The organism is Sphingomonas sp. ABOLE, assembly GCF_003950455.1.
Lineage (GTDB): Bacteria > Pseudomonadota > Alphaproteobacteria > Sphingomonadales > Sphingomonadaceae > Sphingomonas > Sphingomonas trueperi.
This window is the reverse complement of record NZ_QQWY01000032.1, coordinates 1-16,717: the sequence shown is the minus strand read 5'-3', so window position 1 is coordinate 16,717 and position 16,717 is coordinate 1. Positions and strand designations below refer to the sequence as shown.

Here is a 16,717-nt window from a genome sequence, read left to right as displayed (position 1 = left end):
AGGATATCGCCATGCGTTCCGATCTCGTTTCCGGCCTTCGCCCCGCCCTCCTGTTCACCCTGATCTTCGCGGCGTTGCTGGGGATCGTCTATCCGCTGGTAGTGACCGGCGCCGGGCAGCTGCTGTTCCCGGCACAGGCCAATGGCTCGCTGGTGCGCGATGACGCCGGCAAGCTCCGCGGCTCGATGCTGCTGGGCCAGAGCTTTGTGGGCGACAGCTATTTCCAGGGTCGCCCGTCGGAGGCAGGCAATGGCTATGACTCGCTCGCCTCGGGCGGCTCGAACCTGGGCCCGGCCTCCAAGAAGCTTGTCGACCGGGTGGCTGCCGACCAGAAGCGCCTGGGTGCCGACGCCCCGGCCGACCTGCTCCAGGCCTCGGGTTCGGGCCTCGACCCCGAGATCAGCCCGGAAGCGGCGCGCTTCCAGGTGGTGCGCGTCGCCAAGGCGCGGGGCATCGCGCCCGATCGCGTCGCGCAGCTGGTCGACGCCAATGTGCAGGGCCGCCTGTTCGGCATCATCGGCGAGCCCCGGGTCAACGTGCTCGCGCTCAACCTCGCGCTCGACCGGCAGGGCGGCGCTCGCTAAGCCAAGCCATGGCGAGCGCAACCAAGGTCCTGATCGTCGAGGACGACAGCCATATCCGGCGGCTGCTGCGCGGGGCGCTCACCCGCGCAGAGCACCAGGTGATCGAGGCGGCGACCGCGCGCGAGGCGATCGCCGCCTTCGGCATCGACAAGCCCGACGCGGTGCTGCTCGACCTCGGCCTGCCCGATCGCGACGGCATCGAGCTGATCCAGCAGGTCAAGGCGGGCGGGGCGGCGGTGATCGTCGTTTCGGCGCGTACCGATACCAGCGAGAAGGTCGCCGCGCTCGATCTCGGCGCCGACGATTACTGCACCAAGCCGTTCGATACCGAGGAACTGCTCGCCCGCCTGCGCACCGCGCTCCGCCACCGCATCGCCGGATCGGCCGAGCGCGAGCAGCTGGTGGTGGGCAGCGTCGAGATCGACCTGCTCCATCGCCGCGTGCGCAGGAATGGCGCGCCGGTGCATCTCGCCCCTAAGGAATATGGCGTGCTGGCGCTGCTCGCCGCGCATCCCGACCGGGTGATCGCGCATGGCCAACTGCTCCGCGACGTGTGGGGCCCGGCGCATGTCCAGCAGCTTGACTATCTGCGCATCGTCGTGCGCAACCTGCGCCAGAAGCTGGAAGCCGACCCCAGCCGGCCGCAGCTGATCCTCAACGTGCCCGGCGTGGGCTACCGGCTGGTGGTGGCGTAGGGAGGATCGGCGGGTCCTGCACACGCTTTCTACCTCCCTCTGCTTCCCCACTTTATATGCTCGATGAAAACGTTTGCGCAGCAAACACAGTTTGTTGCTGCCCGTTGCTGAAAAGCCACAACAGCGCGCGCTCATTTAATTGACAATTTGTTTTTCTATTGCGAAACTCTCCGCAAGAACCGCGAAATCAAATCTGACAGCGCGGTCACAAAGAACCGATGAGGGGCCTGGGGGCCCTCGGGTGGAAGAGGGAGAAGGATCGTGTCCTACGGCAATCTGTTTCGTTCGTCGGCGTCCGCGCGTCAGCGGCTGCTGGCCCAGCTGATGCTCGGCACCAGCCTGTGTGCTGCGCTGCCGGGGCTGGCCTTCGCGCAGGCCGCGACGACGCAGCCGCAGGCCGGCAACACGTCCGCGCCGCAGAACGCCGCGCCCGGCGACGGCGAAGGCGACATCGTCGTCACCGGCTATCGTGCCTCGATCGAGACCAGCCTGGCGCAGAAGCGCGACGCCAATGCGTTCGTCGACGTGATCACCGCAGAGGACGTCGGCAAGTTCCCCGACAAGAACGTCGCCGACGCGCTGCAGCGCGTGCCGGGCGTCGTGATCGAGCGCGACGGCGGCGAAGGCAGCCGGGTGAGTATCCGCGGTCTCAGCTCGGACCTGACGCTGACCGAACTCAACGGCAACTTCATCGCCTCGGCGGATTCCGGCGATCCTTCGCGCAGCTTCAACTATCTGCTGCTCCCCGCCAACCTGATCGGCAGCGTCGAGGTGTTCAAGTCCTCCGAGGCGCGGCTGGACGAAGGCGGCGTCGGCGGCGTGATCATCAACCACACGCGGCGCCCGTTCGACCTCAAACCCTGGTCGGGCAACGTCCAGGTCGAGGGCACCTATTCGGACGTCACCAAGAAGGTCGAGCCGAGCGTCTCGGGCCTGCTTTCCTGGCACAACGAGGCCAAGACCTTCGGCCTGTTGCTGGGCGCCACCTACCAGGTCCGCACCAACCGTACGCTCAGCGCCGCCACCGAGAGCTGGCACTGGTGGACCGACGCGAACAACCCGAAGCAGGCGACCGACGTCAACGGCAAGACCTTCGCCAATGACGATGCCATCTCCTATTGGAACGACGGCGTGACCACCCAGGGCGGCACGCATTATAACGGTTATTGGGCGCCGCAGTCGGTCGACGAGACCGTGCTGATCGAGAAGCGCAAGCGGCTCGGCATCCAGGCGACCGCGCAGTGGCAGCCGTTCGAGGGCTTCAACCTCACCGCCAATTATTTCCGCTTCCAGCTCAACGGCGACAACGTCTCCAACCTCATCAAGATTCCCGAATGGGGCTATGGGAATTTCTTCACCGGCGGCCAGTTCGACAAGAGCGGCACGATCCTCACCTCGGCGACCTTCCAGGTGCCGCCCGATGGCACTGCTTGCCGCACCGGCACCTCGCCCTGCACGATGGAAACACCGGCGATGCAGAGCTATTATGCGCGCCAGAAGACCGTCTCGAACACCTACGATCTGCACGGCGACTATACGCATGATCGCCTGACCGTGTCGTTCGCCGGCGGCAAGACCCGCGCCACCGGCGGCCCCTCCTTCCAGTTCTACGCCCAGGCCAAGCCGCGGCTGGTGGTTGGTGACGGCCTTGCCAATCGCGTCAACGGGAACATGCTGAGCCAGTGGAGCTTCACCGACCAGTCGGTGGCGATGCAGTTCTCGCCCGAGCTCCAGCAGAACCTGATGAAGGGCATCTCGCAGGTCGATCTCGGCTCGACCGGATCGGGCTATACCAACAGCGCGATCGAGCAGAAATATGCCCAGATCGACCTGACCCGCCGCTTCGACAGCTTTATCGACTCGATCCAGGTCGGGGCCAAGTGGCGCGAGGGCAAGGTGGAGCGGCAGACCGGGCGCTTCGAATGGTATTCGGATGCGGCGAACACGCTGCGCTACCAGGATACCGCGGGCGCCGCGGTCACCCAGCCGGCCTTCTTCCTGAGCCAGCCGATCGGCAACATCGCCGGCGGCTTCTCGACGAGCGTCTTCCCGGCGTTCAACATGGACAATTATCTCGCCTATCTGAACAAGACCTATAACGGCCCGGTGCGCGTGCCCGAGCCCGAGAACCGCTACGACATCAAGGAGCGGATCTGGGCGGGCTATGCCCAGGCGAACTTCAAGATGAACAATGTGCGCGGCAATATCGGCCTGCGCGTGGTCAGTACCAAGCAGTCGGGCGTCTCGACCGACGTGATCTATTACGAGAATGATTACTGCCAGAACACCAACGGCAACCCGTTCACCCCGCCGCCGGTCGGCCCGGACGGCAACTGCCTGGTGCTGCCGCAGGCGCAGCGCGAAGTGAAGGTGTTCAGCCCGAACGACGAGTCCAAGAGCTACACGGACTTCCTGCCGAGCTTCAACATCTCGTGGGAGGTGACGCCCAACCTGCTGCTCCGCGGCGCGGCATCGAAGGTGATCGCGCGGCCGGGCTATGGCGACCTCGCCGGCGCGCGCTCGCTGACCTTCAACTCGGACGCGTTCGTCTATGACCGCGCGCAGTTCGGTGCGCTGCCCGGCTGGTTCGGCAGCGGCGGCAACTTCAACCTGAAGCCGTTCAAGGCGTGGCAGTATGACGTCGGCGTGGAATGGTATTTCCACCGTGGCTCGGTGCTGGGTGGCACGCTGTTCCGCAAGGACGTGTCGGACTTCATCGTGCCGCTGGTGCTCGACATCCAGAGCGAGGTCGCCGGCAACACCGTGACCGTGCAGCAATATTCGACCCAGGCGAACGGCTCCAACGCCGTCTCGCAGGGCATCGAGCTCTATGCCCAGCACACCTTGCCCTTCGGCCTCGGCGCGCAGGTGAACTTCACCTATAACGACACCTCCGTCGCCGAGATCACGCTGGACGGCAAGAAGGTGGGCGATTCCCCGCTGGTGGGCAGCGCGAAGACGCAGATCAACGGCTCGATTTTCTACGAGAACAGCAAGCTGCTGCTGCGCGCCTCGTACAACCGTCGCGGCGAGCGGGTCGGTGGCATCCAGTCGGGCCTGAACGTCTATTCGGACCCGTATGAGCAGATCGACCTCAACGCCTCGTACAATTTCTTCGAGAATTTGCAGCTGACCGCCTCGGTGATCAATCTCACCAAGTCGGAGGAGCGGGCGCATCTCGGCAATGACACCGACGCCCGCTTCATCAGCAATCAATATACCGGCCGCCGCGCCTATCTGGGCCTCGCCTACAAATTCTGATCAAACCCCCCTCTGGCGGGGCGGCCACGTGCCGCCCCGCCACCTTTTTTCCGCTTTTCATGCTGCGGATCGGCCAAGGAGAGGCTCATGCGAACGAAGCTCCGCCGGGCGCTCGCCCTTCTCGCCCTGATGGCGCCGCTCGCCGCCTCCGCGTCCAACCCGATCGTGCGCGGCTGGTATGCCGATCCCGAGATCCGGGTGTTCGCCGGGCAGTACTGGATCTACCCCACCTATTCCGCCGATGACGGCGCGCCCGATCGCACCCGCCGCTTCACGCCCGCGCAGGAAGAAGCGCGCAAGCGCAAGACGGTGCGGCCCTCCTACGCCTACCAGACCTTCTTTAACGCCTTCTCCTCGCCCGATCTCGTCCACTGGACGAAGCACTCCCATGTCCTCGACGTGACGCGGATTTCCTGGGCGGCCTATGCGATCTGGGCGCCCTCGGTGATCGAGGCGCAGGGGCGCTACTACATGTTCTTCTCCGCCAACGACATCCAGAGTGACAAGGAGCAGGGCGGCATCGGCCTCGCGGTCAGCGACAAGCCCGGCGGCCCCTTCCGCGATGCGCTCGGCAAGCCGCTGATCGGCGGCTTCCACAACGGCGCGCAGCCGATCGACCCCTTCGTGTTCCGCGACACCGATGGGCAGGTCTATCTCTATTATGGCGGCTGGCGGCACTGCAACGTGGTGCGGCTGAGCAAGGACCTGCGCCGCGTGCTGCCCTATCCCGACGGTTCGACCTGGAAGGAGATCACGCCGCCGGGCTATGTCGAGGGCTCCTTCGTCATCAAGCGCAAGGGGATCTATTACCTGATGTGGTCCGAAGGCGAATGGACGGGATCGGACTACCGCGTCGCCTATGCGACCGGGCCGAGTCCCACGGGTCCGTTCACGCCGCGCGGGACCATCCTCCAGGAGGATCCGAAGATCGCGCGCGGGGCGGGGCACCATTCGGTGGTCAACGTGCCCGGCACCGATCGCTGGTACATCGCCTATCACCGCCGCCCGCTCGCCGACCAGCAGGGCGAGCACCGCGAACTCGCCATCGACCGCATGACCTTCAACCCAGACGGCTCGATCCAGCCGGTCACGCTCACCAACCAGGGCGTGGCGCCCGAGCCGCTCCGCCGCACCCGCCGCAATTGACGACGCGCCCAGCCAAAGGAACCCTCGTGCCCCTTTTCTCCGCCAAGCCGCTCCGCGCCGCTGCCTTCGCGCTCCTCGCCAGCGTCGCCACGCTGCCTGCCATCGCGCAGCAATCCGATCGCAGCGAGGCGCTGGTCGATCTGGTGAACCCGCTGATGGGCACCGATTCCACCTATGAGCTGTCCTACGGCAACACCTATCCGGCGGTGGCGGTGCCCTGGGGCATGAACTTCTGGACCCCGGTCACCGGCAAGCCCGGCAGCGGCTGGGGCTATATGTACCATGACAACAAGATCAACGGCATCAAGCAGACCCACCAGCCCAGCCCGTGGATGAACGACTATGCCGCTTTCTCGCTGATGGCGGAGACCGGCCCGGTGCGGATCCGCGAGGCCGAGCGCGCCTCCTGGTACAGCCACAAGGCCGAGGAGAGCCACCCGTACAGCTACCGCGTCTACCTCGCCGACTATGACGTGACCGCCGAAGTGGCGCCCACCGCGCGCGCCGCGCAGTTCCGCTTCACCTTCCCCAAGGCCGACGACGCGCATATCGTGCTCGATGCCTTCGCCGGCGGATCGAGCGTCACCATCGACCGCGCACGGCGGCGGATCAGCGGCTGGGTGCGCAACAACCATGGCGGCGTGCCGGGCAATTTCCGCAACTATTTCGTCGCCGAGTTCGACCATGACTTCGCGGTCACGCGCAGCTGGGACGACAATTGGCAGCTGACCGCGGCCGCGCAGCGCGAGGGCGATCACGTCGGCGCAGTGGTGAGCTTCGCCACCCGCGCGGGCGAGCAAGTCCATGTGAAGGTCGCCTCGTCCTTCATCAGCCCCGAACAGGCCGAGCGCAACCTCGCCAGCGAGATCGGCGGCGACGACTTCGAGCAGACCAAGGCCAAGGCCAAGGCGGCGTGGGAGAAGGAGCTCGGCCGCGTCCGCGTGACCGACCCCAATCTCGACAACCGCCGCACCTTCTATTCGGCGCTCTACCGCATGCTGCAGTTCCCGCGCATGTTCTACGAGATCGATGCGCAAGGCCGCCAAGTCCATTACAGCCCCTATGACGGGCAGGTGCATCCCGGCCCGATGTATACCGACAACGGCTTCTGGGACACGTGGCGCGCGGTCTTCCCCTGGTTCGCGCTGATGTACCGCGAGCGCGATGCCGAGATCATGCAGGGGCTGGTCAACACCTACAAGGAAGGCGGCTGGCTGCCCGAATGGGCGAGCCCCGGCTATCGCGACGTGATGATCGGCTCCAACTCGGCGAACCTGATCGCCGATGCGTACCTCAACGGCGTGCGCGGGTTCGATATCGAGCCGCTCTACGAGGCGATGGTCAAGAACGCGACGACCAGCCAGGGCCGGCCGAAGGACAAGAACGGCAATGTCGTCGGCGCGGTCGGCCGCGAGGGCGCGGAGTATTATAACCAGCTCGGCTATGTGCCCTATGACGTCGGCATCAACGAGAATGCCGCGCGCACGCTCGAATATGCCACCGCCGATTTCTCGCTCTCGCGCCTCGCCGCGGCGCTGGGCAAGAAGGACGATGCCCGCCTCTATGCCGAGCGGGCGCAGAATTTCCGCAAGCTCTACGATCCCGAGAGCGGCTGGATGCGCGGCCGCAACAAGGACGGGTCGTGGGAGACGCCGTTCAATCCGTACAAATGGGGCGATGCCTTCACCGAGGGCAATGCGCTGCATTACAGCTGGTCGGTGATGCAGGACGTGCAGGGCCTGATCGACCTGATGGGCGGCGACGCCAAGTTCGTCGACCGGCTGGACTCGGTGTTCGCCACCGCGCCAATCTTCGACGACAGCTATTATGGGCAGGTGATCCACGAGATCCGCGAGATGCAGATCGTCGACATGGGGCAATACGCCCATGGCAACCAGCCGATCCAGCACATGATCTATCTGTACGACTGGGCCGGGGCGCCGTGGAAGACGCAGGCGCATGTCCGCGACGTGATGCGCAAGCTCTATGCCGCCACGCCGGACGGCTATCCTGGTGACGAGGACAATGGCCAGACCTCGGCCTGGTACGTCTTCTCGGCGCTCGGCTTCTATCCGGTGACGCCGACGGTCGGCCAATATGCGGTTGGCAGCCCGCTGTTCCGCAACGTCCGGCTCACCATGCCCGGCGGCAAGGTGCTGACGATCGAGGCGGCCAACAACAGCGCCGAGAATGTCTACATCCAGTCCGCCACGCTGAACGGCCGCGCTTATGCCAAGCCCTGGCTGTCGCGCGAGGCGCTGCAGGCCGGCGGCACGTTGCGCTTCGTGATGGGGCCGACGCCGAACAAGAACTGGGGCGCGCGCAAGGCCGATGCGCCCTTCTCGATGAGCGCGCCCAAGTGAGCGCGGGGGAGTATCGCATGCGGTTCGATCGACGTTCGCTGATGGCTGGTGCCGCGGCGCTGGGTGCCGCCGCCGCGCTGCCGGGTGCGGCGCGCGCGGCCACTGCCTTCACGAGCAAGCGCCCGCCGGTCGCCAAGCGCCGCTTCGTCAGCAAGGCGGTGGAGGCGGAGATCGCGCGGGTGAAGGCGCGCATCGCCGATCCCGAACTCGCCTGGCTGTTCGAAAATTGCTACCCGAACACGCTCGACACCACGGTGGAGATCGGCACGCTCGACGGCCGGCCCGACACCTTCATCATCACCGGCGACATCAACGCGATGTGGCTGCGCGACAGCTCGGCCCAGGCGCAGACCTATGTCCATCTCGCCGGCCAGGATCCGGCGTTGCGCCAGCTGTTCGTCGGGCTGATCCAGCGCCAGGCGCGCTGCATCCTGGTCGACCCCTATGCCAATGCGTTCGAGAAGGACCCCAAGGCCAAGTCGAGCCTCGAATGGTCGCAGGTCGACGTGACCGACATGAAGCCGGGCGTCGCCGAGCGGAAATGGGAAATCGATTCGCTCTGCTACACGATGCGGATCGCGCACGCTTATTGGACGCACACGCGCGACAAGACACCGTTCGACGATCTCTGGTCGCAGGGCGCCAAGCTGGCGGTCGCCACCTTCCGCGTGCAGCAGCGCAAGGAAGGGCCGGGTCCCTATCACTTCCAGCGTCAGGCGGTCGCGCCGACCGATAGCGTGCCGATGGGCGGCTATGGCGCGCCGACGCGCAAGATCGGGCTGATCCACTCGATGTTCCGCCCCTCGGACGATGCCTGTGTCTATCCCTTCCTGATCCCGTCCAACCTCTTCGCGGTATCGGCGTTGCGCAAGGTGGCCCAACTCCACCGCGAGACGCGCGGCGACGAAGCGGCGGCGAAGGATGCCGAGGCGCTCGCCGACGAGGTGGAGAAGGCGCTGCACGAACATGCGCTGGTGCCGGACGGCAAGGGCGGCAAGGTCTGGGCCTATGAGATCGACGGCTTCGGCAACTGGATCTTCATGGACGACGCCAACGTCCCCAGCCTCTCCGGCCTGGCGATGATCGACGCCGCGCGCCGCGACGATCCGCTGTTTCGTCGCACCGCCGATCTCGCCTGGAGCGATCGCAACCCGTATTATTTCGAGGGCAAGGCGGCGAAGGGCATCGGCGGGCCACATATTGGGCTCGACATGATCTGGCCGATGTCGATCATCACCCATGCGCTCAACAGCGACGACGATGCCGTGATCGCCCAGTGCCTGACCTGGCTGAAGACCACGCATGGCGGCACCGGCTTCATGCACGAGAGCTTCAACAAGGACGATCCCGCCAAGTTCACCCGTGCCTGGTTCGCCTGGACCAACGGGCTGTTCGGCGACCTGATCCTCGACCTCGAGCGGCGCCGCCCCGCGCTGCTCGCCCGCACCTACTGATCCCTTTGCTTCCATGGAGCCGATGCCGATGACCATCGCCACACGCCGCCAACTCCTGCTGGGCAGCGGCACCGCCGCGATCGCCGCCGCGCTGCCGCGCACCGCCTGGTCCGCCGCCTTCGAGGCCGCACGGCCCGATCTGTTCATCGGTACCGGCGGGCACGGCCACACCTTCCCCGGGCCGGCGCTGCCCTTCGGCATGGTCCAGCTCGGGCCGGATACCGACAACAGCCGCTGGGATGCCTGTTCGGGCTATCACAAGGACGATGCCACGCTCCTGGGCTTCTCCCATACGCATCTGTCCGGCACCGGCATCGGCGACATGCTCGACGTGCTGGTGGTGCCGCGCCGCGGTCCGCTCAAGCTGACCCCCGGCACGCTGGAAAAGCCCGAGGGCAGCTATCGCCAGCGTTATTCGGACGAGCATGCCGAGCCCGGCTATTACCGCGTCCGACTGGAATCGGGCGTGCTCGCGGAGCTGACCGTCACCGAGCGCACCGGCCAGCATCGCTACACCTTCCCCAAGGGCGAGGGGCATATCCTGATCGATTTCGCCCATGCGATCATCGACAGCTGGGACAAGGGCACGCTGGTCGAGGACGCAGCGCTGGCGCTTTCGCCGGACGGGCTGCTGACCGGCAGCCGCAAGGTCAATCGCTGGGCCAAGGGGCGGCACATCCACTTCGCGATGCAGCTGTCGCGCAAGCCGAGCCGCGTGCAGTTCTTCGGCGATGACGACGTGCCCGCGCCGGCCGGCGCGACGGGCGTCACCGGCAAGCGGCTGAAGGTCGCCTTCTTCTTCGACGATGCGGGCGCCGCGCCGATCGAGATCAAGACCGGCATCTCGGCGGTCGACGTCGCGGGCGCCAAGGCGGCGCTCGTGGCCGAAGCGCCGGGCTGGGCGTTCGACGCTACCCGCGCGGCGGCGGCGCGGACCTGGTCGCGCGAACTCGACTGCATCCGCGTCGAGGGCGGCACGCCCGCGCACCGCACGATCATGGCGAGCGCGCTCTACCATGCCTCGCTGTCGCCGACACTCTTCACCGATCGCGACGGCCGCTATGTCGGCCTCGACCGGCAGGTCCACCAGGCGCCGGCCGACGCGCCCGCCTACAGCACCTATTCGCTATGGGACACCTACCGCGCGCTGCACCCGCTGCTCACCCTGATCCGCCCGGACATGGCGGCGCGCTTTACCCAGGACCTTGTCCGCCAGACCCAGCAGAGCCCCTATGGCCCGCCGGTCTGGCCGCTCCAGGGCGTCGAGACCGCGTGCATGATCGGCTGGCACGCCGTGTCGGTGCTCGCCGAGGCGCGCAACAAGGGCATCCAGGCCGATTATGCCGCCGCCTGGCCCAAGATCCGCGCGCGTGCCTTCGACCGGACCTTCCCGGACATCGACAGCACGCTGGGCCGCGGCTTCTACTACGACCTCGGCTATGTGCCGGCCGACAAGATCTGGGAATCGGTCAGCCGCACCCAGGAATATGCCTATGACGATTGGGCGATGGCGGTGCTCGCCGAAGCGGCCGGCGCGCACGACGATGCGGCGGCGCTGCGCAAGCGCGCGCAGAACTATCGCAACGTGATCAGCACCGAGATCGGCTTTGCGCGGCCGCGCTTTTCCGACGGCAGCTGGTGGAAGGACTATGACCCGATCCAGCTCGGCCACAACCCCGACAAGCAGCGCGATTATACCGAAGCCAATGGCTGGCAGGCGACCTTCCTCAACCAGCATGACGTCTACGGCCTGATCGAGCTGTTCGGCGGCGACGCGAAGTTCGAGGCCAAGCTCGATGCGCTGTTCACCGCGCCCTCGACGCTGCCCAAGAACGCGCCGCCGGACATTTCCGGCCTGGTCGGCCAGTACGCGCATGGCAACGAGCCCAACCAGCACGTCGCCTATCTCTATGCCTATGCCGGCGCGCCGTGGAAGACGCAGGCGATGGTCCGCCGCCTGTGCAACGAGATGTACAAGGCCGATCCGGACGGCGTGATCGGCAACGACGATTGCGGCCAGACCAGCGCCTGGTTCATCCTCAGCGCGCTCGGCTTCTACCCCGTCGATCCGGTGAGCGGCGTCTATGTGTTCGGCTCGCCGCTGTTCGATCGGGCCGAGATGCAGCTGGGCGGCGGGCGGACCCTGCGCATCCGCGCGGTCGGCAATGCAGCGGACCGGCCCTATGTCCAATCCGTTACCTGGAACGGCAAGCCTTGGACCCGCAACTGGATCGGTCATGCCGATCTGGCACGCGGCGGCGAACTGGTCTTCACCATGGGGGCCAAGCCGTCCGGATTCGGCGCTGCCAAGGCGGATCGGCCGCCCTCCTATGGACGCCTCGCGGGCTGAACAGACTTTGCGGGGAGCCCACATGCTCCCCGCAAAACGTTTGCGCTAAAACCAGAATGTAACCTTTCGGCAACGCATCGCAAAATATCGCAATCAAATTTCCTTTTTCGGTAACCAGGATGTTGCCGGGATGAAACCAGCATGACACCTTCTTGACACCAGGCCCGGTAAGGCGGGTCGGGACCCCAGATGCGAGCATCGCGCAGCCGCGCTCCCCCGAGCGTGGCGGTCCCGATCGGCCGGATGTCCCGAGGCCCTGGTCAGCAAGAGGGGACTTGTTCATGATGCTACGGGGAGTTTGGGCCAGCAGCTGTTGCGTGGCCGCGTTGATGGCGGCGCCTGCCGCCGCGCAGACCAATGACAATCCGCCGGTCTCGATCGGCGACCCGGTCGCCTCGGCGAAGTTGGCCGACGAACCGGACCAGGACGCAGCCGGCGGTCCGATCGTCGTCACCGGCACCCGCATCGTGCGCCCGAACAACCGTTCGGCCGCGCCGATCGTCACCACCACCGCTGCCGAGATCGCCGCGCAGGGCGCGACCACGATCGAGGAAGTGACCAACCGCCTGCCGCAGGTGCAGGTCAATTCCGAGCAGAATTTCAGCGACTCCGAAGGCCGCCAGCGCATCAAGCTGCGCAGTCTGGGCTATGAGCGCACGCTGATGCTGATCGACGGCCTGCGCATCGGCCTGCCCAACTCGGTCGACGTCGGCATCATCCCGAACGCGCTGGTCGATCGCATCGACGTGCTCACCGGCGGCGCCTCGTCGGTCTACGGGTCGGACGCGGTCGCGGGCGTGGTCAACTTCGTCATGAAGAAGAACTTCACCGGCATCCGCATCGACGGCAACTACAGCTTCTTCAACCATAACAACCGCAGCAGCGCGGTGACCGACGCGGCAGAGCGCGCCGGGTTCAACGCGCCGCTGGGGATGAAGAACGACGGCGGCCGTGCCGACGTCAGCATCGCGGCAGGCACCAACCTGTTCGACGGCCGCGTCAACATCTCGGCCTTCGCCGACTATCGCCAGTCGAGCCTGGTCCGCCTGCGCGACCGCGCGAACGCCACGTGCGAAGTGGTGACCAGCAGCCGCACCTCGCCGCTCGCCTGCTCGCGCGCGACGTTCACGCCGGCGGGCACGATCATCCCGCAGTCGGGCGCCAGCGCCGGCCAGGTGCTGGTCAACAATCCGAACGGCAACGGCACCTTCATTCCGATCAACAGCGGCGGTCCCGGCAGCTCGGCCAATCCGTATGATGACTGGGCCTTCCAGCGGCCGTTCCACCGCGTCAACGCCGGCGGCTTCCTGACCGCGCAGCTCGACGATCACATCGAGCTGTACAGCAACGTGCTGTGGTATCGCGACAAGTCGTACAACACCCAGCTGAACCGCACGTTCAACTTCGGCGCCTATGGCACCACCCCGTTCCAGGTGAATTGCGACAACCCGTTCCTCTCGGCCTCGCAGGCCCAGACCCTGTGCGGACCGAATGCGGGCCTGGCGGGCCAGTACGCGCCGATCGACGTGCGCTATCGCTTCGATTCCCAGCCGCTGGTGCGCCAGGAGTACATCAACGCCGGCTATCGCATCGTCGCAGGCCTGCGCGGCCGGGTGCTCGACAATGCCTGGTCCTATGACGTGGCCGGCATGCTGTCGCGTGCCCAGCTCGACACGATCGATCTGCCACGCGCGCGCTACGCCAGCATCAACCGTTCGCTCGACGTGGTGAACGTGAACGGCCGACCGACCTGCCGCTCGGTGGTCAACGGCACCGATCCCGCCTGCGTGCCGTTCAACGCCTTCGCGCCGTTCAACAATGATTCGGCGCTGAACAACTATCTGTTCGGCGGTGCGACCGGCGGCATCGCCAAGCGCATTCCGCGCCTGATGCAGTTCCTTGGCACGGTGAGCGGCGATCTCGGCAAGTACGGCATCACCTCGCCCTTCGCCGAGCAGGGCATCGCGATCGCGATCGGCGCCGAATATCGCGACGAGATGGATCGTACCGACTACAACGAGGTCTTCCGTCAGAACAACAGCAGCGGCGCCAACGTTCGCGCCACCCAGAACATCCTGGAAGGCAACATCGAAATCCAGGCGCCGCTGGTCGAGCGCCAGTCCTGGACGCACCTGCTGCAGCTGAACGGCGGCTATCGTCTGTCCAAGTACAACCGCCTGGACGACAAGTTCGGTACGTGGAAGATCGAAGGCATCTGGGCGCCCGTCGAGGACATCACCTTCCGCGCCTCGATCAACAAGTCGCAGGCGGCGCCTGGCGTCGGTGCGGCGGCCAATGCGTCGAACATCTTCTGGAACCAGGGCTTCTACGCGGATCCCTGCGCCCCGCAGATCAATGCGTCGAACCCGAACGGCCCGCGCGTCGCGCCGTCCTGGACGCCGCAGCAGTGCGCGAATACGGGTCTGCCAACCAACCTCTACAACAGCGCCACGCTGATCTGCCCGAACGATGCCTGCACCGTTCGCGAAGGCGGCTTCGCGTTGCGGCCGGAAACGGCTTATGGCAAGACGTTCGGCGTGGTCCTCCGCCCGCGCTTCGTGCCGGGCCTCACCGTGTCGGTCGATCGCTGGCTGATCGATCTGGAAGACCAGCTTGAGTTCTTCAACCCGCTCGACTGGCTCAACGGCTGCCTCACCACCGGTAACGACTATTATTGCCGCGGCATCAAGCGCAACGCCGACGGCACGCTGTCCAGCTCGCCGACGACCAGCCCGGCGACCGGCTGGGTTTCGCGTGGGTCGACCAACGGCTACAAGTCCAAGTCGCATGGCTGGGACTTCCAGGGCCAGTATAATGTCGGCCTGGGCGGGGTCGGTTCGCTCGACATGAGCTTCAACGGCACGCTGATGACGCTGGTTGGCAGCCAGGGCGCGCCGACCATCACGCCGCGCGACTGCACCGGCTATTTCGGCAGCGGTTGCGGCGAGAGCATGCCGACCTGGGCGCACCAGTTCCGCACCACCTGGATGGCGCCGAGCCGCATCGTCAGCGTGTCGCTCAACTGGCGTCACCGCAGCGGCATGCCGATGACGGCCTACGCCCCCGCCAGCACCGGCATCCCGGCACTGCCGGAAGCCGACAAGCGCGATGCCTATCCGGGCATCAAGGCCTATGACTGGTTCGACCTGGCGCTGACCTTCGACATCAACAAGCGCATGACCTTCCGTCTTGCCGCCAACAACATCTTCGATCGCGACCCGCCGATCGTGCCGGACAGCCGCAGCCGTATCGGCCTGCTGCGCGGCAACACGATCATGGGCTACGACCTGCTGGGCCGCCAGCTGGTCGCGGGCGTCTCGCTGCGCCTGTAACGAAACTGCAGCCTTCCCCCCGGAGATTCGTCTCCGGGGGATTATACCCGACGGGGCATCACCCCGCGACGGCCGACCTCGGCAGGCCGAACCGCACCAGATTCCGCGCAGCCCGTCGGCGTCGCTGGCCGAGCTCCGGCGAGGCCGCGGCGCACTGCGCCCGATTGTCGGCGGCCCTGTGGCCCGGATGCGTCCTCGTGCGTTACCGCCGAATGCCTATGACGATCGAACGCCTGCAGCAGCAGATGGATGAAGCCGTCGCCGCTCTCGATTTCGAGACTGCGCGACGATGCCGGGACATGATCAGTGCGATGCGCGCCGGCGCCACCGCCGCGGAGGCGGCGGCGTCCGATTTTGCCGGCCTGCAGCGCCAGACACCCGGCGCCATGGGCTTGGGAACAAGCCAACAAAAGGTGATACCGCCGCCGGGATGGAGCCCGCCGCCTCGGCCCGATCCGATGACTGCGCGGCGTTCCCGGCGGGGTCGCGGCCGCACCCGCTGACGCGGCCGACGGTGCTATCGGCGCGGAATGGACGCGCTGGAGTTTGCCCTTGCATGCTCGCGGGCCTGCCGGTGGAACGGTGTCCGCCCGGGGCCGGGCCTCAGTCTACCCAGTCGAGCCCGATTTCGCGGTACAGGCCGCGATCTTCCTCCCACTTGGGATTGACCTTGACGTGCAGGTACAGGTGCACCGGCACGCCGAGCAGCTTCGCGAGCTCGGCGCGGGCGCGGCTGCCGATTTCCTTGAGGCGCTGGCCGCCCTTGCCCAGCACGATCGCCCGCTGGGTGTCGCGCGCGACGAGGATCTGCTGGTGGATCTCGACCGAGCCGTCCGCCCGCTCGCTATACTTCTCGGTCTCGATCGCGCTGGCATAGGGCAGCTCGGCATGGAGCTGCAGGTAGAGCTGCTCGCGGGTCACTTCGGCGGCGAGCATGCGATCGGTCGCGTCCGAGACCTGGTCCTCGGGGAAATGCCACTCGCCCTGCGGCATCGCGCCGGCGAGCGCGGCCTTTAGTTCGGGGACGCCGTCGCCGGTCTGGGCCGAGACGAAATAGGTCTCGTCGAACGCCAGCGCCTCGTTGAGCTTGGCGGCATGGCCGAGCAGGCGCGGCTTGTCGGCGATGTCGACCTTGTTGAGGATCAGGATCTTGCGCCCCTTGCGGCCGCGCAGGCTGTCGATCACCGCATGGACCTTGGGGCCGATACCGCCCTTGCCGTCGACGACCAGCGCGACGAGATCGGCGCCATCGGTGCCGTCCCACGCCGCTGCGACCATCGCTCGGTCCAGCCGCCGCTCGGGTTCGAAGATGCCGGGGGTGTCGACCAGGATGATCTGGGTGTCGCCTTCGATGGCGATGCCCATCACGCGCGCGCGCGTCGTCTGCGCCTTGGGGCTGACGATGGCGACCTTCTGGCCGACCAGGGCATTGACCAGCGTCGACTTGCCGGCATTCGGCGCGCCGAGGATCGCGACGACGCCGCAGGATTGGGGGGTGGTGGGTTCGGTCATGGGTTCCGGTTGTACTGGGG

At 66.4% G+C, this 16,717-nt stretch carries 10 protein-coding genes; 9 read left to right on the top strand and 1 reads right to left on the bottom strand.

Features of this window, described 5'->3' with window-relative positions; translation table 11 throughout:
- Positions 1–11 precede the first annotated feature (11 nt).
- The 9 genes from kdpC to CA234_RS17465 all read left to right on the top strand — a co-directional run bounded on the left by kdpC (position 12) and on the right by CA234_RS17465 (position 15,688).
- Positions 12–584, top strand: coding sequence for a potassium-transporting ATPase subunit KdpC (kdpC, locus tag CA234_RS17505; RefSeq protein WP_126002356.1), 573 nt, complete (start codon positions 12–14; stop codon positions 582–584).
- An 8-nt stretch (positions 585–592) separates the two neighbouring features.
- Positions 593–1,279, top strand: coding sequence for a response regulator (locus CA234_RS17500; protein WP_126002355.1), 687 nt, complete (start codon positions 593–595; stop codon positions 1,277–1,279).
- 261 nt (positions 1,280–1,540) lie between these two features.
- A complete protein-coding gene (locus tag CA234_RS17495; protein WP_241213563.1) occupies positions 1,541–4,540 on the top strand; it encodes a TonB-dependent receptor in 3,000 nt (999 codons plus the stop codon).
- Positions 4,541–4,627: 87 nt separating this feature from the next.
- Entirely contained in the window at positions 4,628–5,686 is a 1,059-nt protein-coding gene (locus CA234_RS17490) for a glycoside hydrolase family 43 protein (protein ID WP_125975493.1), read from the top strand.
- Between the two features lie 26 nt (positions 5,687–5,712).
- Positions 5,713–8,049, top strand: coding sequence for a GH92 family glycosyl hydrolase (locus CA234_RS17485; protein ID WP_126002354.1), 2,337 nt, complete (start codon positions 5,713–5,715; stop codon positions 8,047–8,049).
- A gap of 17 nt (positions 8,050–8,066) precedes the next feature.
- Positions 8,067–9,503, top strand: a complete 1,437-nt coding sequence (locus tag CA234_RS17480) for a glycoside hydrolase family 125 protein (protein WP_125975499.1) — start codon at positions 8,067–8,069, stop codon at positions 9,501–9,503.
- A 28-nt stretch (positions 9,504–9,531) separates the two neighbouring features.
- Positions 9,532–11,853 carry a GH92 family glycosyl hydrolase gene (locus tag CA234_RS17475; protein ID WP_126002353.1) on the top strand — a complete coding sequence of 774 codons (2,322 nt, stop codon included), beginning with the start codon at positions 9,532–9,534 and terminating at the stop codon, positions 11,851–11,853.
- A 317-nt stretch (positions 11,854–12,170) separates the two neighbouring features.
- Entirely contained in the window at positions 12,171–15,185 is a 3,015-nt protein-coding gene (locus tag CA234_RS17470) for a TonB-dependent receptor plug domain-containing protein (protein WP_241213562.1), read from the top strand.
- Positions 15,186–15,397: 212 nt separating this feature from the next.
- Positions 15,398–15,688: a UvrB/UvrC motif-containing protein gene (locus CA234_RS17465; protein ID WP_125975503.1), complete on the top strand. Its 291-nt coding sequence runs from the start codon at positions 15,398–15,400 to the stop codon at positions 15,686–15,688.
- Between the two features lie 100 nt (positions 15,689–15,788).
- Here CA234_RS17465 and era read toward each other — a convergent pair whose 3' ends face one another.
- A complete protein-coding gene (era, locus tag CA234_RS17460) occupies positions 15,789–16,697 on the bottom strand; it encodes a GTPase Era (RefSeq protein WP_126002352.1) in 909 nt (302 codons plus the stop codon).
- Positions 16,698–16,717 lie beyond the last annotated feature (20 nt).